This window comes from Labrys sp. F242, from assembly GCF_057813875.1.
The window spans coordinates 2,481,617-2,501,580 of sequence record NZ_JBVASG010000001.1 but is presented as its reverse complement, the minus strand read 5'-3'; the positions used below and the strand labels follow the sequence as shown (position 1 = coordinate 2,501,580).

The window sequence follows — 19,964 nt, the reverse complement described above, 5'->3', positions numbered from 1 at the left end:
CTCAGCCGCGCCGAAGGGCCAGCTGCACCAGCAGCGTCAGGAATGCGAAGACCAGGCTGACCACCACGCCGGAGGAAAGCATGGCCACCTCCGTCGCCGGCATGATGACCGCGGTGACCACGGCAAGGCCGCAGGCGCCGCCGACCTGCAGGGAACTGTTGAGAAGACCGGCGGCGAGGCCCTGTTCCTCGTCGGCGACGCCGCTGGTTCCGGCAACCATCAAGGCGGAGATGCTGAGGGCAAAGCCGAAACCCCAGAGCAGCGACACCGGCAGCAAGAGGGTCCACAGCTCCGGCTCCGGACCGAGGCGGAGCGCCAGCAGGTAGCAGGGCACGAAGGCGGCGAGGCCGAGGAGCAGAATGCGGGTAACCCCAAACCTGTCCATCAGCGCGCCGAGCTTGGGGCCGATCATCACCACCATCAACCCTGCGGGTAGCAGGACGAGCGCCATCTGCCAGGGCTGCCAGCCCAGAAGGTTCTGCAGATAGAGGCCAAGCAGGAACTGGAAGCCCATGGCGCCGCCATAGAGCAGGGCCGCGCTCGCATTCGCGGCCACCAGCCTGCGATTGCAAAACAGGCCGAGGCGGATCAGGGGCTCCTCGACACGGCTCTCGATGGCAGCAAAGCCGGCAAGCAGCAGGCCTGCCAGAATGAGGCCACCGATGGTCCATGGCGAAAGCCAGCCGGTTTCGGCGGCGGAGACGAGCGCGAGGACCAAGGTCAGCATGCCGCCGAGCAAGGTCAGCGCGCCGCCGAGGTCGAGCCGGATCCGCTTGGCGGTGGGCGGGTCTGCCGGCACGAAGCGCAGCGCCGCCCACAGGATCAGCAAGGCGACCGGTACCGGCAGGATGAACACGGCCCGCCAGTTCAGCGTGGCGAGCAGCCCGCCGATCAACAGGCCGGAAGAGTAGCCGGAGGCCTCGAAGACGTTGAAGATGCCGAACGCCTTGTTGCGCTGGGGGCCTTCGGGAAAGGTGGTTGTCAGCAATGACATCGCCGCCGGTGCGGTGAAGGCCGCCGCCATGCCCTTGACGAAACGCGAGGCGATCAGCAGCGAGGGATCGCTGGTGAAGGTACCGAACACCGAGACGAGGACGAATACGGCCATGGCCGAGACCAGCATGCGACGCCGGCCGAACAGATCGGCGCAGCGCCCGCCCAGGAGAAGGAAGCTGCCGAAGGCCAGGATATAAGCGCCGGCCAGCCATTGCGCGGTGGCGGCGCTCATGCCGAATTCCCGCTGGATCTGCGGTATCGCCACCACGATCATCGAGACGTCGAGGCCATCGAGCAGGATGACCCCGCTCGAGACGAGAAGGACGATCCACAGGCGGGCGGGCCAGCGAAAGGCCGTGCCTGGATCGGGCGGGGAGGGGTGGGCGAGATCGCCCGGATACGCCTCGCAAGGGACGGTGCCGACAGACATGCAATCACTCCATATGGGGCGCCGAGAAGACAGGTCGCCGCCTCCCGGCCCCTTGATTGTCAAGCCGTACTGTCATGGATGATTGATGAGGCCATGAAAAACGAGTAATTTTCGATGAAACATCAAAATTGGCTTGAAGATTGATGAAGCGCACCCTGCCGGGAACCCGGGCCCTGAAGACGTTCGAGGCGGCGGGCCGGCATCTGAATTTCACCCGCGCGGCCGAGGAGGTCGGCCTGACGCCGGCGGCGGTCAGCTATCAGGTCAAGGAGATCGAGGAACAACTCGGCCTGGTGTTGTTCGCGCGCACCAGCCGCAGAATCCAACTCACTCCGGCGGGTGTGGTTCTGTTCGAGGCGGTCGGCGAGGCACTTCACACTCTGCAGCGCGCTGTCAGCCGTGCCGGGCAACTGCAGCGCGGATCGGCGCAACTCGGCCTGTCTCTTGGCGCCCGCTTTGCCACCAATTGGTTTCTGCCGAGGCTCCCGGCCTTCCAGGCTGCCCATCCAGGCTTGAACCTGCGTTTCGACATCACCGATGAGGTCCGTGATTTCGAGGTCGACGATGTCGACCTCGCCATCCGTTTCGGCGACGGTCGATATGACGGGCTTCGTTCAGTCCGGCTGTTCGACACCATCGTCGTCGCCGTCTGTAGTCCGAAGCGGCTCGAAGCCGGCGGCGGCTTCCAAAGGCCGATCGACCTCAAGCGGCAGACGCTGTGCTACCGGGAGTGGCGCCGGGGCGATCTGGTCTGGCCGAATTGGCGCATGTGGATGGCCGCTGCCGGTGTCCAGGATTTCGACGATAGTGGCTGCGTCGCCTTTTCCGATACCAGCCATGTGGTGCAGGCCGTCATCGACAGCGGCGCCATCGGCCTCGCCGATCTCGCCATGATTGCCAACGACCTTGCCGAAGGGCGGCTGATGAGACTGTTCGATGTCGGTGTCAAAATGGCTGGCGACCACACCTATCACCTCGTCTACGCAGAAGGCCGCAGCGAGGACGCCGGGATCATGTCGTTCCGCGATTGGATGCTCGCCGAGGCTGACGATCAGCGTCAAAAGCTAAAGCGCTTTGCTGTGGAAGAAGACTGGAGCCAGCCTGCTCCCCGTCCGGACCGCATCTGAAAAGTGGCTCTGCGATCGCCAGTCGCTTGGTCGGTCAGAACCTGTAGCGCAGCAGCCGTCCGACCCGGCCGAGGACGGGGATGGCCTTGAACAACCAGACGGCCAGGCGGGCAGGGCGGGACATTCGGGCGATCTGCGCGGGATCGTAACCCTGCCTGTCATAGGCGAGCAATTCCTGCATCAGCCTGAGACGCGGGATCTGGCGTTCAATGTCATGGGGATCGCCAAGGCTCCAATGCAGCTGTGCGCCGGTGGCGCGTATGGAGGGCTGCTTGCGGATCATGCGCAGGCCGAGGCTGTTATAGGCATCGAAGGCAATCTCGCCGCTGCGAAAATGCCCGGACAGCCTGTCGAGCAGGGGAACGGCCTGGTCGGCCTGCAGATAGGGAAACATGCCTTCGGCAAGGATCAGCGCCGGGCGACCTTCAGGCACAATGGTCTCGAGCCAGGCAGGATCGGTGACGGAGGATCCGATCAGGCTGTAGCCATCGCGCTCGGGATAGAGCCGGCGCCGGAGCGCGATCACATCGGGATAGTCGATGTCGAACCAGTGCACGCTGGGGGGTGGGTCGATACGGAAGACCCGGGAATCCAAGCCGCAGCCCAGATGCAGCACGATCGCGTCAGGGTGGAAGGCAAGGAAGGCGCGGGCCCAGTTGTCCAGGATGTAGGCGCGCATCGCCAGCCCGATCATCATGTCGCGGTTGATGCCGAGGCGCGAGAAATCGTAATCGATCCGGTCTATCGCCGATGCTGCGAAGCGGTCCTGCAAAAGCGAGTCGGGCAGGTGGCTTTCCTGGCCCTTGGCGTAGAGGGTGATGAGAAGGGTTTCCTTCTCCTGGCTCAGAGAAACCTTTTCCATGGCCCGGCTACGCTACAGGGGAACTGACAGGGCGCCCAGCGGGCTGCCTTGTCCATTGAATGGAACCAATCGCCGCGCTTGGCGCCGACGCCACACATCAATGGCGCGAGAGGCGTCGAGCATTGGCCCGCACCCGTTGCTCGGCCGGCTTGGCGGCAGCGACGGCAACGGAGATCAAGCCGGACGCCAGATCCTGTGCATCGGCCTTGCCGAAAGCGGCGCGCAGGCCGAGCGCGGCCATCTCGCCAGTCGCTGCAACCGCGCCTTCGGCAAGAGCCTCGAACTTTTCAGTCACCATGAGGCTGGCTTCGATCAGATTGTCGGGGTGGGGCCAGAATGGCAGTGTTGCCAGGATGGGCATACGGTGACCGATGGTGACGGCGCTGGCTTGACTGGTTTCGAGAGCCGAAGACATGGCCCGAATGAACATTACCTGGAAAGAGAGCATGCAGCCTCCGATTCCCAGGCACTGTGGGCCGATATTTGGACAAGGGCAAGCTTGATGGTTGCAGGTCACCATTGCGCGAGGTGATCGGCTTGCCTCGAGCGCCTTATGCTCGGGCTATCCCAGCCGGCGCCAGGGCTTGAGCTTGTCGGCCTTGGTTTCGTCGCTGCCGGTCGGCTGATAGCGCTTGTGCGAGATCGGCACCTTGCCGGCTTCCAGCGCGGCGATCGTCGGGCCATTGCTGATGTCCAGGGCATCGAAGCCACAGCGGATCATATAGGCGATACGATCGAACAGGATGTCGCCGACGGCGCGCAACTCACCGGCAAAGCCGTAGCGCTCGCGGGCGATACGCGCCAGGGAGAAGGCCCTGCCATCGCCGAATTTGGGGAAGGCGAGGGCCAGCAGCGGCAGGTTCGGCAGGGCCTCCGCCAGAAGGTCGATGTCGTCGGCCGGCTGCAGCACTACCCCGACCGGCGCGTTGCGGGAAGCGAGGCTGTCCTTTTCGGCCAGGAAGCGCTTCAGCGAGACGATCATGGCGCCATCCGGCAAGGCGTCCTCGTCGCCGGCGAGCGTATAGATGTCTGCCTCGAAACGGCCATTCTTCCAGAGGGGCACGCGCGTCTCCTAAATCCCCACGCAAAGCGCAGGCTTCTCAACAGTATGGAAGTCGTCTCTCATACCAAATTGCATGGAGCTCGACTCGTCGAGGGCCAGTGCGAGCGGAGCTAAACAGAAGCCCCAATTATGCGCCTTTCGGCGCCTGGACTGCTTCGCTCCGCTCGCAATGACGGTCAACTACAATGTCAATTGTTATCAGATACCACTTCCGGCCTTCTCAGGCGAAACATGAATGCCGCACTCGACCTTGGACTTGCCGCGCCAGCGTCCGGCACGGGCATCCTCGCCCTCGGCGACGCGGCTGGTGCAGGGCATGCAGCCGATCGAGGGATAGCCGTCGGCAACCAGGGGGTGGGGCGGCAGATCGTGGCGTTCGAGATAGTCCGACACGTCCTTGCCAGTCCAGTCCGCCAGCGGGTTGACCTTGATGCGCCCGGCATCCGCCTCGAAGGGCAGCAGGGCACTACGGGTCGAAGCCTGGTGGCGCTTGCGGCCGGTGATCCAGGCCGAGAAAGGCTCCAGGGCGGTGTCGAGCGGGTCGACCTTGCGGATCCAGCAGCACATGTCGGGATTGCTGTAGGCCAGCAGCCGATCGGGGTCTTCCTGTTGTACCAGCGCCTGGCGAGGCGAGGCCGTGCGCAGATCGGTGAGGCCGAGCCGGCGGGCGAGCTCGTTGCGGTAGAGCAGGGTCTGGCTGAACAGCCGGCCGGTGTCGAGGAAGATCACCGGCGTGGCGCGGTCGATCTCCGCCACCATGTGGAGGAGGGCGGCCGATTCGGCGCCGAAGCTCGAGACAAGCGCAATGCCGCCCTTGTAGAGCGACAGCGCCGCACGCAGCACGGTCTGCGCATCGGCGTCGTGATATTGCGCCGCCAGCGCGATGGCCTGCGCTTCCGGATCGATGGCGGGGCTGGCCAAACCGACGGTCACGGGAGCGACCGAAAGATCAAGCACGCTGTCCATAGAGTGCCTCCTTGAAGGGCGGCAGGCCGACACGGCGCACCGCCTCCAGGAATGTTTCCTGTGGGGAGAGACGCAGGCCAAGATAGGTGTCGACCACCTTCTCGACCGCGTCGACGATGGCCTCGCTGCCGAAGCCGGGGCCGACGAGTTCGCCGATCGAGCAGTCCTCGCGGGCCGAGCCGCCCAAGGTGATCTGATAGTTTTCCACGCCCTTGCGGTCGACGCCGAGAATGCCGATCGCCGCGACATGGTGATGGCCGCAGGCATTGATGCAGCCGGAAATCTTGATCGGCAGGCTGCCGATCTCCGCCTGGCGCTTGGCCGAACCGAAGCGCTCGGACAGTCCCTGCGCGATCGGAATGGCGCGGGCATTGGCAAGCGAGCAATAGTCCAGGCCTGGGCAGGCGATGATGTCGGTGATCAGCCCTTCATTGGCGGTGGCAAGGCCCGCGCCCTGCAGCACGGCAAACAGGGCCGGCAGGTCGTCGAGCTTCACATGCGGCAGCACGAGGTTCTGCAGATGGCTGATGCGGATCTCGCCCAGCGAATAACGATCGGCGAGATCGGCCACCAGATCCATCTGGTCGGAGGAGGCGTCGCCTGGGATGCCACCGATCGGCTTCAGCGAAATGGTGGCGATGCCATAACCCAACTGCTTGTGGGCGTGAACGTTCACCGACACCCAGTGGGCGAAGTCAGCGTCCGTGTCCCTGGCCTTGTCGAAGACCGGCGTCCCGGAGATCGTCTCGAACGGGCCGGCGACGAAATATTGCTGCATCGCCGCCACCGAATCCGGCGTCAGCTTGAGGGCGCCGTCGCGAATGCGGTCGAACTCGGCTTCGACTTCCTTGGCGATGGCGTCGAGGCCCTTTTCATGCACGAGGATCTTGATGCGTGCCTTGTACTTGTTGTCGCGGCGACCTTCGAGATTGTACACGCGCATGATCGCCTCGGTATAGGTGAGGAGATCCGCTTCGGGCAGGAAATCGCGCAAGGCCTTGCCGACCATGGGGGTACGGCCCTGGCCGCCGCCGACGAAGACGCGGAAGCCGATTTCGCCGGCCTCGTTGCGCACGATCTGATAGCCGATGTCGTGGACCTTGACCGCGGCCCGGTCTTCCTCTGCGCCGGTGATGGCGACCTTGAACTTGCGCGGCAAATAGGACAGCTCGGGATGAGCCGTCGACCATTGACGCATGATTTCGGCATAGACGCGCGGATCGGCGACCTCATCGGCGGCGGCGCCGGCGAAATGATCGGCCGTGACGTTGCGCATGCAATTGCCCGAAGTCTGGATGGCGTGCATCTCGACATCGGCAAGCGCCTGCAGAACGTCGGGCACGTCCTTGAGGGCGATCCAGTTGAACTGCAGGTTCTGGCGGGTAGTGAAGTGGCCGTAGTGACGGTCCCAGCGGCGGCCGATGGTCGCGAGGGTACGCAGCTGCTTTGAGGACAGCGTGCCGTAGGGCACGGCAATCCGCAGCATATAGGCATGCAGCTGGAGATAGACGCCGTTCATCAGCCGAAGGGACTTGAACTCCTCCTCGGTGATGTCGCCCGCGATGCGGCGCTGCACCTGGTCGCGAAACTCGGTGACGCGCGCGTTCACAAAGGCGTGGTCGAACTCGTCATAACGGTAGAGGGCACCCATTTTATTCGGCAGCCTCGGCAAGTTCGGTCTTCGGCAGGTAAGCGATGGTCGGGCCGAGCGCCCGGATGGCCTCGCGCAGTTTGGCGGGACGGGGCTTCTCGCCGCTGACGTCCAGCTCGACGGCATAGATCTCGACGACATCCTGCTCATTGGCAGCGGCGGTAACGCCGGCGAGGATCACATCGGCGGTTGCCTGATCGGGCTCGATGGCGCTGTCCGCCACATCGAGCGACCAGTTTCCGCTGGGGGTGCGGAACACCACGCGCCCATCCTTGAGGCGGTTGGCTGTGATAGCGAGCGGCATGATGAAAAACCCCTGATTGGAATTCATCCACGATATCGGTTCTCGCGCGCAATTTGTCAAATAGATTTCAATACGTAAAAATAATGTTATTTATAGGTGTTTTAAAAATTCATTTTATTTATCAATGAGATGACCCGAAAGTCATGCATCCTGAGCAACGCTGCTCGGCGACCATGCAACCTTGCGGCGATAAGAATAACGGCTGACTTCTGTAGAAAAGGCGAGCGAACGGTAGAGGGACCTGCCGATATCGTTGCCAGCCACCACCGGGAGACAGGCTCCTTTCGCGCCCTGTTCGTCCTGGGCCCAGGCAAGCAGGGCGTTGATGGCGCCGTAGGCATGACCCTGGCGCCGACACTCGGGATCGGTCGCCACGGCGTTGAGGCAGACGATGCCGTCATACACCGCGCCGAAGGCGAGGGAGGCCGGGCGGCCGTCGCCGGCCAGCGAAACCGCATAACCGGTGGGCACGGCGACGGCGCCGAACAAGGCGCGAGCGTTGGCGGCGGCCGCTGCGGAGAATTTCTGGAGGCGGGCATGGGCCTCGAACCAGATGTCGTCGAGACCGGGCCGCACGAGCGCTGCGCTGCCGTTGCCTTGGGGCCGGGCGGTGGCAAAGTCGCGATAGAGTACGCAGGTTTCATCTTCGCCCGGGCCATATCCGGCCTCGTCCAAGGCGCCGCCGATATCCTGCGCCGAAACACTCGACAGGCGAAAGATGGTGGGCAAGCCGTGATGGGTATAGAATGCCTCGGCCGAGCGTATCTGCTCCCGTGGCTGGCGCGTGCCGGGCCAGAGCAGGCTGATGGAATTGGCCCGCTTGGTGTGCCCGTGCGAAAAGCGCAGCAGCCAGCCGTCGAGCCATATCGTCTTCAAGGCTGGCCAGCCGTTCAGGCATGCCTCTTCCACGCGCCGGGCCAGAACGTCGTTGTTGTCTGCCATGGTTGTATGCACTGCCTGTTCGTTGAAACCTCGGTGGTCCGCCGCGAGGTTGGCGACAAGGCGCCATATTTTGCGTCAGACTGATCATCCTTTTGTAGCGCAAGCTTGACCGGATGGTCGACTTGAGCTTTGCGCGGGGCTGCTCCTACAAGGCTGACTACCCTGGGCCGTGTCGTCGGTTATGGATCGCAGCAAAGCCATAACCGACGACACGGCCCGACTGCACCTCGCGGTGCCCGAAGCGTCTTGCGATTGGACGGACTCGCCCGGAATTGCAAAGACGTGCGGAAACAACAGCTAGAGCAGGCAAGCGTTCAGCCATGAACGCGGCTTGCTCCAGCGCATCGACGTTTATCGGAGCTTGCCATGTTGCGTCTGGACCCCCGCCATACCGCCCTCGTGATGATCGATTTGCAGAATTGGATCGTCGGCCGGCCGGTGGCGCCGCATTCGGGCGAGAATGTCATCGAGCGGTCGCTGCGCATCGGCAAGGCGCTGCGCAAGGCGGGTGGCACGGTCGTCCTGGTGCGCGTGGCTTTTTCCGACGGCTATGGGGATGTGGTGAAGGTTCCTGTGGATGCACCCCTGATCCTGCCCGAGGACAAAATGCCCCCCGAGGCTGTTGCCTTCGATGACAGGATCAACCCTTCGAAGGCCGATGTGGTGATCACCAAGCGCCAATGGAGCGCCTTTCACGGCACGGAACTGGATTTGCAATTGCGCCGGCGTGGCATCGACACGGTGATCTTCAGCGGCATTGCCACCAATTTCGGCGTCGAAGCCAGCGTCCGCGATGCTTTCGCCTACAACTATGCCGCCATCGTAGTCGAGGACGCCACCAGCAGCATGACGGCCGACATGCATCGCTTCTCGATCGATCATGTCCTGCCGCGCGTCGCCCGCATCCGCTCGAGTGCCGTGATCATCGATGCCATCAAGGAAGCCATGAAGGATTGAGCGGTCGTGTTGCCTCACCCCAGCGACGCTCCGGGCCGATTGATCGACCCGGAAGATGCCGACGGGGCAGCGATTCGTCCGCTCACGATTCTGATCGACCGGCAAGGCGGGAAATCAGATCCTTGGCCAGGCGATCGGCGCTGTTCGGATCGCTGACATTCATCAGGGGGATGTCGTGCCTGGTCGCGGCTTCGACGAAGGCTTCATTCTCGCGAACGGATCGTTCCGCGAACTTGTCGATGGCGATTTTCATCCGGTCGTCTTGCTGGGAATAACGGCTCCCTCTTTCGATGCGCTCCCGCAAGGCCCGAGGCTCGGCGTGGAGACAGATGACCAGTGCCGCGCCGATCGCCCAGTCGGGACAATATTCAGGCCGAAGGGCTGCCCCTTCCAAGACGAAGCCGTTGCCCTCTTGGCGTAGCGCCTGCAACTTGCTCTGGATGAGCGGGCGTATGTTCTCGTGATGGACTCGGAGAAACCAGTGAATGGCGTCGTCCGCCAGGCGGAGATAAAATTCCATGACGGGGTCTGGCACACCCGTCCAGGGACGCCCCGGATGGCGACCCAATTGATCGGTCGAAATCACGGGCCACCCGAGGGCGCTGCCGATGTGGTGGGCACAGGTCGATTTGCCGACATGCGAGGTGCCGAGCAGGAGCAGGGCGGACGGTTTTGTCATCATGGATCGACTATTGCTCTTGAGGGGAACCGATGTCCCATTCCGAGACATTCGCGATTCCGGCCCTAGATTTCGGGAAATGTCGAACGGGCAAACTGTTCGGCGGCAAAATCCAGGAACACCCGGACTTTCGGCACCAAGTGGCGTTTGGAAGGATAGATGGCGAAGATGGAGGTTTCCATGCTGTGCCAGTCCGTCAGGGCCGGCTGTAGCCGGCCGGTGCGCAGATCGTCCTCGACATAGATGCGCGGGATAAGGCTGAGGCCGAAGCCACCCAGCAAGGCCTGGCGGACGGCGAGGCTCGACGTCACCTTGAAGCGGCCTCTCACTGGCACGCCGACTGTTTCGCCATTCCTGTCGAAATGCCAGTGATCGGCATGGGAAGACAGGGTGAAGCGCACGCAATCGTGTTGCCTCAAATCTTCGGGCCGCGCCGGAAGGCCGGCGCGGGCGAAATAGGACGGAGCGCCGCAGACCACATGCGGCACGGCCATGAGCTTACGGGCCACCAGGCTTGAATCCTCCAGGAGATCGCTGCCGCGAATGGCAATGTCGTAGCCTTCCTGGATGATGTCGATGCGGCGGTCGTCCATGTTGAGGTCGAGGGATAGAGCGGGATTGGCATGCAGGAAATCGGGCAAGGCCGGGGTCAGGCATTTGAGCGCCATGGTCATCGGCGAACAGACCCGCAGGAGCCCGGTGGGGGCTTGCCTCAATGCGCCGATCGAGGCACCGGCGTCGTCGATGTCGTCGAGAATCTGGCGAACGCGCTCGTAATAGAGGGCACCAGCTTCCGTCAGGCTCATGCGGCGGGTGGTGCGGTTGAACAGGCGCAGCGACAGAGTCGCCTCCAGCTCACCGATATTCTTGCTGATTGCCGCCGGCGACAGGCCGAGGGCGCGGGCAGCCTCAGCGAAGCTGCCGCGCTCGGCCGCCTGGCGAAAAGCCTTGAAGGCCGTGAACTGATCCATTGATTGAACACCTCAGGTAATGAATATCGTAATCTCATCCCATATTATCGTTCTGTGGTGAATGCCTAGATTGATCTGCAGTGATCGCAATACGCGCTCCCCCGACATCAAGCAGGCAAGCCATGACCTATTTCGCCAAGATCCCCGTTGCCGACACCGCACTGGTCGAGGCCCGGTGGAAAGCCGCCATCAAAGGCCGGGTATCGGCCAATCATTTCGATCCTTCGCATCGGCTGTCCGACGCCGACATCGGCGAATTGGTGCGATTGGCGACCTCGGCGCCCTCAGCCTACAATCTGCAGAACTGGCGTTTCATCGCGGTGCGCGAAGCGCAGGCCAAGGCGCGCCTGCGCCAGGCGGCGCATGGCCAGGCCAAGGTCGGCGATGCCGCCGTCACCTTCATCGTCTGCGGCATGCTGGCGGGCCGGGTCGACCTCGCCGCGCGGCTGCGTCCCGCGGTCGAGGCGGGCCTGATGCCGGAAGGCGTGCTGGAGGGCTGGGTCGCGGCCGCCCGGCGCCAATTCGAGGACAATGCCGAGGCCGAACGCGACGAGGCCATCCGTTCGGCGAGCCTGGCGGCGGCGACGCTGATCCTGGCCGCTTCCGCTTCGGGCCTGGCCTCAGGGCCGATGACGGGCTTCGATGCCGAGGCGGTCAGGGCCGGTTTCGGCCTCGGGCCGGACGAGATCCCGGTGATGCTGGTCGCGGTCGGCCGAGCGGCGGAGGGCAATGGCTCGCAAAAGCCGCGGCGGCCTCTGGAAGACGTGATGGTGCTGTCATGAGCAGTCTCAGTCAGGCTTCTTCAGGGAGCGCCATGGGGCACGGCCGGCCTCTCGACGTGTTGATCACCGCCATCGCCCCGGCGGTGTGGGGCAGCACCTATATCGTCACCACGCAGCTCCTGCCGCCCGGCTATCCGCTGACCGTGGCGATGCTGCGCGCTTTGCCGGCGGGATTGCTCCTCCTCCTGCTGGTGCGGCAATTGCCGAAGGGGCATTGGTGGTGGCGCGTCGTGGTGCTTGGCACGCTCAACGTCGCCTTCTTCCTGGCCATGCTGTTCATCGCCGCTTACCGGCTGCCGGGCGGTGTGGCGGCCACCATCGGCGCTATCCAGCCGCTGATCGTGATCTTCCTGACCCGGGCCGTGCTGGGCACGCCGGTGCGGCTGACGGCGATTGCGGCCGCCCTGGTGGGTTTGGGCGGCGTGATGCTGCTCTTGATCGCACCGCGCAGTGTCGTGCTCGATCCGGTCGGCATTGCCGCCGGCTTTGCCGGGGCGCTGTCGCTGGCGTTGGGAACGGTGATGAGCCGGCGCTGGCAGCCTCCGGTGTCGACGCTCACCTTCACGGCCTGGCAGTTGACGGCCGGTGGCCTTCTCCTGGTGCCTGTCGCATTATGGGTGGAGCCGCCTTTGCCGGCGCTCAGCCTCGGAAATGTCGCTGGCCTCGCCTATCTCACCCTGATCGGTGCGGCGCTGACCTATATGCTCTGGTTCCGCGGCATTGCCCGTCTCGGCCCCTCTGCGGTGGCCTCGCTGCTCTTCCTGTCACCCCTGACCGCCGTGGTGCTGGGGTGGGGCCTGCTCGGCCAGTCGCTCACGGTTGTACAACTCATCGGCATGGTTCTGGTGATCGGCAGTGTCTGGGCGAGCCAGAAGCTGCAGGCTGGAGTGCGGGGACACTGACGGCTGTAGTGTCTGCGTATGTATACAAATAAAAATGGCGGCCAATGGCCGCCATTTTTGTCGTAGGTCGTGCGCGCCCTGGTCAGGCCGGTACTGGCGCATCCTCGCGCAGCAGGCCTTCGGCCTTGAGGTCGTCCCAGAGTGCCGCCGGAATCTTGGCGCCCATGATCTCGGCATTGCGCGTGACTTCCTGGGGCGATTGGCCGCCGGGAATGACGGAAACCACCTGGGGATGGCCGAGTGGAAATTTCAGCGCGGCCTCGACCAGCTTGACGTGGTGGGAGGCGCAGACCCGCTCGATCCGGGCAACCCGGTCAAGGATCGCAGGCGGCGCCGGATCGTAATTGTAGAAGGCGCCCGGGCGCGGCCCGGTCGCCAGGATGCCGGAATTGTAAGGGCCACCCAGCACGATGCCGATCTTCTTTTCCGCGCAATAGGGCAGGAAGCTGGTGAGGGCATCCTGTTCGAGCAAGGTGTAACGGCCGGCAAGCAGGAAGACGTCGAAATCACCGGCGCGTGCCAGGGTTTCCGCCACCTGCCACTCGTTGATGCCGGCGCCGATCGCCTTGACCGTGCCCTCGCTGCGCAACTGTTCGAGCGCACGGTAGCCGCCCTCCATCAACTCCTTGATGCGCTGGTCGGAGGCCTCTTTCGAGCCATGGGTGAAGATGTCGACGTCGTGGGCGAGCAGCACGTCGATGGTGTCGATGCCAAGGCGTTCGAGCGAGAACTCCACCGAGCGCATCACCCCGTCATAGGAATAGTCGTAGACCTGCTGGCGGGAGGGCGTGTCGAAGAACTTGCCGATGCCGGTGCGCTCTTCCGGCGGCACCGCCTTGAGCAGGCGTCCGATCTTGGTGGAGAGAACGTAGTCCTCGCGCTTGCGTCGGCGCAGCAGGGGATTGAGGCGCGTCTCGGCGAGGCCCAGGCCATAGAGCGGGGCGGTGTCGAAATAGCGGATGCCGGCATCCCAGGCCGCGTTGACGGTGAGGGCGGCGACATCCTCGTCGAGCGCCCGGTAGAGATTGCCGAGCGGAGCTGTACCAAAGCCGAGTTCGGTAAAGGGGATCACAGCGCCGGAACGGCTGGTGTGTTTGCGGATGGCGAATTTGCTGTCGGGCAATTTGTTGGTCATGGCCTCTCTCTTCACAGGTCTTCGAACAGTGTGGGATTTTCGGCGGCGAAGGCCACCAGCTCCGTGATGACGGTATCGAGATGCGCTTCCATTGCCCTGGCGGCGGCATCGGCATCGCCGCCTCGCAGGGCTGAAACGATGGCCTGGTGGTCGACCAAAGTGAGGGCAATGTGCCGGGGCGAAGAAAGCAGGCGGCGCACGCGATCGAGATTGGCGCGGGCCGCCTCCACAGCCGCTTTGACGCGGGCAAAGCCGAGGGCATCGAGCAGAATGAGATGGAATTCGAGGTCGAGCAGGTGGAAGCCGCGCCGGTCGCCGGCCTCGGCAGCCGCCTGCTGGTAGCGCAGATTGCGTTCGAGTGCCGGCAGCAGCCTGTCGTCGTGATCGCGGGCCAGGCTGCGCACCGCCTGGGCCTCCAGGGCACGGCGGATGAACATACTCTGGCGCACTTCAGCCAGTCGGATTCGCGAGACGCGAGTGCCGCGTTGCGGCAGGATTTCCACCAGCCCCTCGGCCTGCAGGCGGGCCAGGGCCTCCGAGACCGGAAAGCGCGACACGCCCAGCCTTTCGCAGATGGCAAGTTTGTCGATGTCCTCGCCCGGCGCGAGTTCGAAACCGATGATGGCTTCGCGCAAGACCGCCAGCACGCGTTCCGTCGTGCCGCCGCGGCCCGTCATGCCAAGCGGCTCGAGGAAGGCATAAGAGGCTTTGACGGTGACATCTGACATGCTAACATGTTAGCAATGGCTTTTGCCCTTGCCTAGAGCAAAGTGCGATTTGTCCAAAATCGCACTTTCTCTCCAACTCATTGTTCTGACGCGTTTTCTCAATCGAAAAGTCTATCAACTTTTCTGGAAAACGCTTTGGTACTTTTCACCTGGATTTCGTCATGCAGATCGTTGCCAAAACCGCCCTGACCTTGCGTCTCAATGCCAAGGACAATGTGCTTGTCGCCATCGACGTGATCGAGCCCGGGGCCGATGTCGAGGGCGTGGCGGCGCTGCAGCGCGTGCCCAAGGGCCATAAGATTGCCGTCGTGCCGATTGGCGAGGGCGAGCCGATCGTCAAGTTCGGCCAGATCATCGGGTTCGCCTCACAGGTGATCGTGCCGGGTTCCCACGTCCATTCGCACAATTGCGAGTTCCATGCCTTCGAGCGCGATTACGCCTTTGCACAGGACGCGCGTGAGGAATCGATCCTGCCGCTCGACCAGCAGGCAACCTTCCAGGGCTATCGCCGTCCCAACGGCAAGGCCGGTACGCGCAATTATGTCGCCATCCTCACCAGCGTGAACTGCTCGGCCTCGGTGGCCCGTTTCATGGCGGATGCCTTCAACCAGTCCGGCGTCCTGGCCGATTATCCCAACATCGATGGCGTGGTGCCCTTCGTGCATGGCACCGGCTGCGGCATGGCCGACAGGGGCGAAGGCTTCGAGATCATGAAGCGCACGCAATGGGGCTACGCTTCCAATCCCAACATATCAGCCGTGCTGCTGGTGGGCCTGGGCTGCGAGGTGTTCCAGATCGGTCGCATGAAGACCGAGTATGGCATCGTCGAGGGCGACCATTTCCAGACGATGACGATCCAGGACACTGGCGGTACGCGCAAGACCATCGAGCAGGGCATGGAGCGCATCAAGGCGATGCTGCCGCTGGCCAACCAGGCCAGGCGCGAGACGATCCCGGCCTCCGAGCTGATCCTGGCGCTGCAATGCGGCGGCTCGGACGGCTATTCCGGCATCTCCGCCAATCCTGCCCTCGGTGCCGCCGCCGATATGCTGGTGCATCATGGCGGCACGGCCATCCTCTCCGAAACGCCGGAAATCTATGGCGCCGAGCACCTACTCACCCGCCGCGCCGCGAGCCGCGAGGTCGGCGAGAAGCTGGTCGAGCGCATCAAGTGGTGGGAAGAGTATACAGCCAAGAACAACGGCTCGATGGACAACAACCCATCGCCCGGCAACAAGGCCGGCGGCCTGACCACCATTCTGGAAAAGTCTCTCGGCGCCGCGGCCAAGGGTGGTACGACCACGCTCACCGCCGTCTATGAATATGCCGAACCGGTGAAAGAGAAGGGCTTCGTCTTCATGGACACCCCCGGCTATGATCCCGTCTCGGCCACCGGGCAGGTCGCAGGTGGCGCCAACGTCCTTTGCTTCACCACCGGCCGCGGCTCGGCCTATGGCTGCAAGCCGACGCCCTCGATCAAGCTCGCCACCAATTCCGACATCTATCGCCGCATGCAGGACGACATGGACATCAATTGCGGCGACGTGCTGGAGGGCGTCTCGATCGAGGAGAAGGGCAAGGAGATCTTCGACAAGATCCTGGCTGTCGCCTCGGGCGAGAAGTCGAAGTCGGAAGAACTCGGCTACGGTTCCAACGAGTTCGTGCCCTGGCAGGTCGGCGCGACGATGTAACTTTCCGGATCGGGTCGGATTGTACGTTGCTTGTCATTGCCGGGCTTGACCCGGCAATCCAGTGCCTCAGGCCGGCATCTGGCGGCCCCTGGATACCTGGGGCAAGCCCGGGTATGACAAATTCTGTGCCATTCTCTCCTTAAAGACCATCTGCCATGCCCTTTATCTCCCATAACGGTCATCGTACCCACTATCAGACAGTCGGCGCGGGACCGCCCGTCATTCTGTTGCATGGGCATTTGCTGAGCTCGCAATGCTGGCTCGAAGGCGGCTTCGCTGAAGCGTTCCTGACCGATCACACGGTGGTGCTGGTGGATGCGCTCGGCCATGGCCAGAGCGACGGGCCGGCGGATCCGGCCGTTTATCGCCTGGAGGACCAGGCCGGCAGGGTCGCGACCGTGATGGATGCCCTCGAAATCGAGAGCGCGGACGTCATCGGTCACTCGATGGGGGCGTGGACCGCGGCCGGCATGGCCAGGCACTGTCCCGATCGCCTGCAATCCCTGACGCTCGGCGGCTGGGACCCGGTGAAGGGCGTGTCGGCCGCCTTTCCTCCGGGCTTCGACGGACCGTTGCATTTCGAACAGGCCCTCGAACTGGCGCGGGCCTTCGTGCCGCATCTGGTCTCGTGGGTGACGCCTGCGGACGAGCCGGGCCTGCGCGCGAGCTGGAATGCGCTCGCCGAAATGGACGGCCTGGCGGAGGCCTTGCTGTCCGGCGGAGCGCCGGTGCTGATGTGGTGCGGCCGCGACGATATTCGAGGGCGCCATATGAAGGTCTTCGCCGAGCGCCACGGCCTCGAGATGATCTGGACCGCGGGAAACCACAACAGCGTCGTCTACGAACACGCGCCGGAAGGGGCGCGAGCCGTCAGGGCCTGGCTCAGGCCAGGTAGCTAGAGCGTTTTGCTCTAGGACGCCCGCCGCTTCTCCGGCACGGCGAGAAAGGCTAGCAACGCGAGCGCCGCGATGATGGCGGCAGCAAAAAAGGGCGCGCCGGGCAATTCGATCACCGCCTGCTTGCCGGCGAACAGGCCGAAAAGCTGGGTCGCCATGGCCGGGCTCAGAATGGCGGTGATGCCCATCAGGCCGGAGATCGCGCCCTGCAATTCGCCCTGTGCATCGTCGTCGACCTGATGGGACATCATGGCGTTGATGGCGGGCATGGCGATGCCGGCAAGGCTCGAGAAGCCCAGCAGCGCGTAGATCATCCAGCCCTTGCTGGCCAGGCCGTAGGCGACCAGCACGACCGCCTCGAGCGCCAGACAGATCGCGGCGGTGTGCCATTCACCGAGGCGCCGGATGATGACGCCGACTAGACCACCCTGCACGATGCCGGTGATCACGCCGAAGGCCGCCAGCGACAGGCCGACATCGAACTCGCTCCAGCCATAGCGATAGATCGTGTAATAGGCCCAGATGGCCGGGTAGACGTTGTTGGCCAGGAAATGCAGGAACAGCACCAGGCCGGCGCCGAGCAGGAAGGGGTGGTGGCGAAAGGCGATCAGGGTGCCGAGCGGGTTGGCGCGGGAAAGCGCGAAGGGGCGGCGCTTTTCGGGCGCCAACGTCTCCGGCAGCACGAAATAGCCATAGACGAGGTTGGCGAGCGACAGGGCCGCCGCGGCGAAGAAAGGCGCGCGCGGGCCGAACCCGGCGAGCAGGCCGCCCAGTGCCGGGCCCAGCGCGAAACCGACGCCGAAGGCGGCACCGACCATGCCGAAGGCCTTGGCGCGCTCCTCCGGCCTGGTGATGTCGGCGATGAAGGCATTCGCTGCGCTGTAGGAGGCGCCACAGATGCCGGCGATCAGCCGCCCGAGGAAGAGCCAGGCGATGGTCGGGGCGAAGGCGGTCAGCAGATAGTCGATGCCGAGGCCCCCGATGGAAAGCAGCAGCACCGGCCGCCGCCCATGTGCATCGGAGAGATTGCCGAGGATCGGGCCGAACAGGAACTGCATGGCCGAATAGGCCACGAACAACCAGCCGCCAATCACCGAAGCCTCCGCGATGTCGACATGCGCGACCCCCTCGATCAGGCGTGGCAGCACGGGAATGATGATGCCAAGGCCGATCATGTCGATCAGCACGGTGATAAGCACGAAGGTGAGGGCGTGGGGGCTGGTCTTCGATTCCGTCATGGGGCACCCTATCTGAAAAACCAGATCCTCCGCAGGTTGCTCTTCCAAGCAAATTCCTGCTGATCGAGCCACGGGAACTATCAGCAGGAATTCTGCTTAGCTGGCCGCAGCCGCGGCGTGCAATCCACGAGGCCGGAGACGGCGGGATTGGTTCTCACTTGGCGCAACCGCGCAACAATCGTAGAGAGGGCGCGATTGCGTCATTCTGCCCGCTGCGGCGGGGCCAGAGCGTTTTGTGATTTGGCGGAATCGCCAAGAATCGCAAAGACGCGTTGAAACAAAGATTTAGAGCAAAAAGACGTTTCCGTTTAAACGCGCTTTGCTCTTGGAATGAAGGAATAGAGGATGTCGACGGATTGGAGCGGAGATCTGACCACGGTGATCCCGCCGGATCACCCGCTGCGCGGACGCGTGGTGCCGCCGGGCTCCAAGTCGATCACCAACCGGGCCTTGCTGGTGGCGGCGCTGGCCAAGGGAACCAGCCGCCTGACCGGCGCGCTCAAGAGCGACGACACCCGTTACATGGCGCTGGCGCTACAGGCCATGGGCGTCACCATCGAGGAGCCCGATGCGACCAGCTTCACCGTCACCAGTTCGGGCCGGCTGATGAAGCCGGCTGCGCCCCTCTTCCTCGGCAATGCCGGCACGGCCACCCGCTTCCTGGCCGCCGCGGCGGCCCTGGTCGAGGGCGATGTCGTGGTTGACGGCGATGCCCATATGCGCAAGCGCCCAATCGCGCCGTTGGTTGCTGCACTCGGCACCCTCGGTATCGCGGCCGAGGCGCCGACCGGCTGCCCGCCCGTCACCGTGCACGGCAAGGGCAGCTTCGGGGCAGGGCGGGTCGAGATCGATGCGGGGCTATCAAGCCAATATGTCTCCGCTTTGCTGATGGTGGCCGCCTGCGGCCAGGACCCTGTCGATATCGTGTTGGCAGGTGGGCGGGAAGGCGAGGGGATCGGTGCGCGCGGCTATATCGACCTGACCCTCGCCACCATGCGTGCTTTTGGTGCCGAGATCGATCGGCCCGACGCCCGGACCTGGCGGGTGTCGCCGACGGGCTATCGGGCCACCGACTATCTGATCGAGCCGGATGCCTCCGCCGCGACCTATCTATGGGCCGCCGAGGTGCTGACATCGGGCGCCATCGATCTTGGCGTGCCGGCTGAAGCCTTCACCCAGCCGGACGCCAAGGCCCATGCGCTGATCGCGGCCTTTCCGCATCTGCCGCCGGTGATCGATGGCTCTCAGATGCAGGACGCGGTGCCGACGCTTGCTGTGCTCGCCGCCTTCAACCAGACGCCCGTGCGCTTCACCGGCATCGCCAATCTGCGCGTCAAGGAATGCGACCGGGTGGCCGCGCTCGCCGACGGCCTGACCCGCATTCGTCCCGATCTCGCCAGAGAGGAGGGCGATGACCTCATCGTTGCTTCCGATCCCGGGCTTATAGGCCAGACCCTGCCGGCTTCGATTGACAGCTACGCCGATCATCGCATCGCCATGAGTTTCGCGCTGGCAGGGCTGAAGATCCACGGCATCTCCATCCAGGATCCAGGTTGCGTCGCCAAGACCTATCCCGGCTACTGGCAGGCGTTGGCCTCGCTCGGGGTAAAGCTGGAGGAAAGCCACGCGTGAAGGCGCGCTGAC

General features: G+C 64.0%; 20 protein-coding genes. 7 read left to right on the top strand and 13 right to left on the bottom strand.

Going from position 1 to position 19,964, the window contains the following annotated elements; all coding sequences use genetic code 11:
• Position 1: 1 nt before the first annotated feature.
• Complete coding sequence (locus ACZYTC_RS11725; protein WP_488989669.1) at positions 2–1,426, bottom strand: MFS transporter; 1,425 nt, start codon at positions 1,424–1,426, stop codon at positions 2–4.
• 143 nt (positions 1,427–1,569) lie between these two features.
• Between ACZYTC_RS11725 and ACZYTC_RS11720 the strand changes: the two genes are divergently transcribed.
• Positions 1,570–2,553: a LysR substrate-binding domain-containing protein gene (locus tag ACZYTC_RS11720; RefSeq protein ID WP_488989668.1), complete on the top strand. Its 984-nt coding sequence runs from the start codon at positions 1,570–1,572 to the stop codon at positions 2,551–2,553.
• Between the two features lie 34 nt (positions 2,554–2,587).
• On the opposite strand, the gene ACZYTC_RS11715 is transcribed toward ACZYTC_RS11720, so the two are convergent.
• The 7 genes from ACZYTC_RS11715 to ACZYTC_RS11685 all read right to left on the bottom strand — a co-directional run bounded on the left by ACZYTC_RS11715 (position 2,588) and on the right by ACZYTC_RS11685 (position 8,341).
• Complete coding sequence (locus ACZYTC_RS11715; RefSeq protein ID WP_488989667.1) at positions 2,588–3,415, bottom strand: class I SAM-dependent methyltransferase; 828 nt, start codon at positions 3,413–3,415, stop codon at positions 2,588–2,590.
• Positions 3,416–3,512: 97 nt separating this feature from the next.
• Positions 3,513–3,863: a hypothetical protein gene (locus ACZYTC_RS11710; protein WP_434955911.1), complete on the bottom strand. Its 351-nt coding sequence runs from the start codon at positions 3,861–3,863 to the stop codon at positions 3,513–3,515.
• Between the two features lie 114 nt (positions 3,864–3,977).
• Entirely contained in the window at positions 3,978–4,478 is a 501-nt protein-coding gene (locus ACZYTC_RS11705; protein ID WP_434955912.1) for a DUF934 domain-containing protein, read from the bottom strand.
• 198 nt (positions 4,479–4,676) lie between these two features.
• Entirely contained in the window at positions 4,677–5,444 is a 768-nt protein-coding gene (locus tag ACZYTC_RS11700) for a phosphoadenylyl-sulfate reductase (protein WP_488989666.1), read from the bottom strand.
• Positions 5,428–7,095, bottom strand: coding sequence for a nitrite/sulfite reductase (locus tag ACZYTC_RS11695; RefSeq protein WP_434955914.1), 1,668 nt, complete (start codon positions 7,093–7,095; stop codon positions 5,428–5,430). Before ACZYTC_RS11695 ends, ACZYTC_RS11700 begins: the two co-directional genes overlap by 17 nt.
• A gap of 1 nt (position 7,096) precedes the next feature.
• On the bottom strand, positions 7,097–7,399 hold the full coding sequence (locus ACZYTC_RS11690) for a DUF2849 domain-containing protein (RefSeq protein ID WP_434955915.1): 303 nt from the start codon (positions 7,397–7,399) through the stop codon (positions 7,097–7,099).
• Between the two features lie 141 nt (positions 7,400–7,540).
• Entirely contained in the window at positions 7,541–8,341 is an 801-nt protein-coding gene (locus tag ACZYTC_RS11685) for a GNAT family N-acetyltransferase (protein WP_488989665.1), read from the bottom strand.
• 366 nt (positions 8,342–8,707) lie between these two features.
• Here ACZYTC_RS11685 and ACZYTC_RS11680 point away from each other — a divergent pair, with 366 nt between their 5' ends.
• Complete coding sequence (locus tag ACZYTC_RS11680) at positions 8,708–9,298, top strand: isochorismatase family protein (protein ID WP_488989664.1); 591 nt, start codon at positions 8,708–8,710, stop codon at positions 9,296–9,298.
• An 82-nt stretch (positions 9,299–9,380) separates the two neighbouring features.
• Here the strand turns inward: ACZYTC_RS11680 and ACZYTC_RS11675 are convergent, their stop codons facing one another.
• Positions 9,381–9,980: a hypothetical protein gene (locus ACZYTC_RS11675; protein ID WP_434955918.1), complete on the bottom strand. Its 600-nt coding sequence runs from the start codon at positions 9,978–9,980 to the stop codon at positions 9,381–9,383.
• Between the two features lie 62 nt (positions 9,981–10,042).
• Positions 10,043–10,948 carry a LysR family transcriptional regulator gene (locus tag ACZYTC_RS11670; RefSeq protein ID WP_488989663.1) on the bottom strand — a complete coding sequence of 302 codons (906 nt, stop codon included), beginning with the start codon at positions 10,946–10,948 and terminating at the stop codon, positions 10,043–10,045.
• A gap of 122 nt (positions 10,949–11,070) precedes the next feature.
• Here ACZYTC_RS11670 and ACZYTC_RS11665 point away from each other — a divergent pair, with 122 nt between their 5' ends.
• Positions 11,071–11,730, top strand: a complete 660-nt coding sequence (locus tag ACZYTC_RS11665; protein ID WP_488989662.1) for a nitroreductase family protein — start codon at positions 11,071–11,073, stop codon at positions 11,728–11,730.
• Positions 11,727–12,632: an EamA family transporter gene (locus ACZYTC_RS11660; protein WP_488989661.1), complete on the top strand. Its 906-nt coding sequence runs from the start codon at positions 11,727–11,729 to the stop codon at positions 12,630–12,632. The genes ACZYTC_RS11665 and ACZYTC_RS11660 overlap by 4 nt, the downstream gene beginning before the upstream one ends.
• An 82-nt stretch (positions 12,633–12,714) precedes the next feature.
• Here ACZYTC_RS11660 and ACZYTC_RS11655 read toward each other — a convergent pair whose 3' ends face one another.
• Both ACZYTC_RS11655 and ACZYTC_RS11650 read right to left on the bottom strand, forming a co-directional pair.
• Positions 12,715–13,767, bottom strand: coding sequence for an aldo/keto reductase (locus ACZYTC_RS11655; RefSeq protein ID WP_488989660.1), 1,053 nt, complete (start codon positions 13,765–13,767; stop codon positions 12,715–12,717).
• 11 nt (positions 13,768–13,778) lie between these two features.
• Complete coding sequence (locus tag ACZYTC_RS11650; protein ID WP_441772584.1) at positions 13,779–14,495, bottom strand: GntR family transcriptional regulator; 717 nt, start codon at positions 14,493–14,495, stop codon at positions 13,779–13,781.
• Between the two features lie 161 nt (positions 14,496–14,656).
• Between ACZYTC_RS11650 and ACZYTC_RS11645 the strand changes: the two genes are divergently transcribed.
• Entirely contained in the window at positions 14,657–16,186 is a 1,530-nt protein-coding gene (locus ACZYTC_RS11645) for a UxaA family hydrolase (protein ID WP_488989659.1), read from the top strand.
• Between the two features lie 155 nt (positions 16,187–16,341).
• Positions 16,342–17,085, top strand: a complete 744-nt coding sequence (locus ACZYTC_RS11640; protein ID WP_488989658.1) for an alpha/beta fold hydrolase — start codon at positions 16,342–16,344, stop codon at positions 17,083–17,085.
• Between the two features lie 11 nt (positions 17,086–17,096).
• Here the strand turns inward: ACZYTC_RS11640 and ACZYTC_RS11635 are convergent, their stop codons facing one another.
• Positions 17,097–18,320, bottom strand: a complete 1,224-nt coding sequence (locus tag ACZYTC_RS11635; RefSeq protein WP_454813549.1) for a TCR/Tet family MFS transporter — start codon at positions 18,318–18,320, stop codon at positions 17,097–17,099.
• Positions 18,321–18,665: 345 nt separating this feature from the next.
• Here ACZYTC_RS11635 and aroA point away from each other — a divergent pair, with 345 nt between their 5' ends.
• Entirely contained in the window at positions 18,666–19,952 is a 1,287-nt protein-coding gene (aroA, locus tag ACZYTC_RS11630) for a 3-phosphoshikimate 1-carboxyvinyltransferase (protein ID WP_488989657.1), read from the top strand.
• The last annotated feature ends 12 nt before the right edge of the window (positions 19,953–19,964 follow it).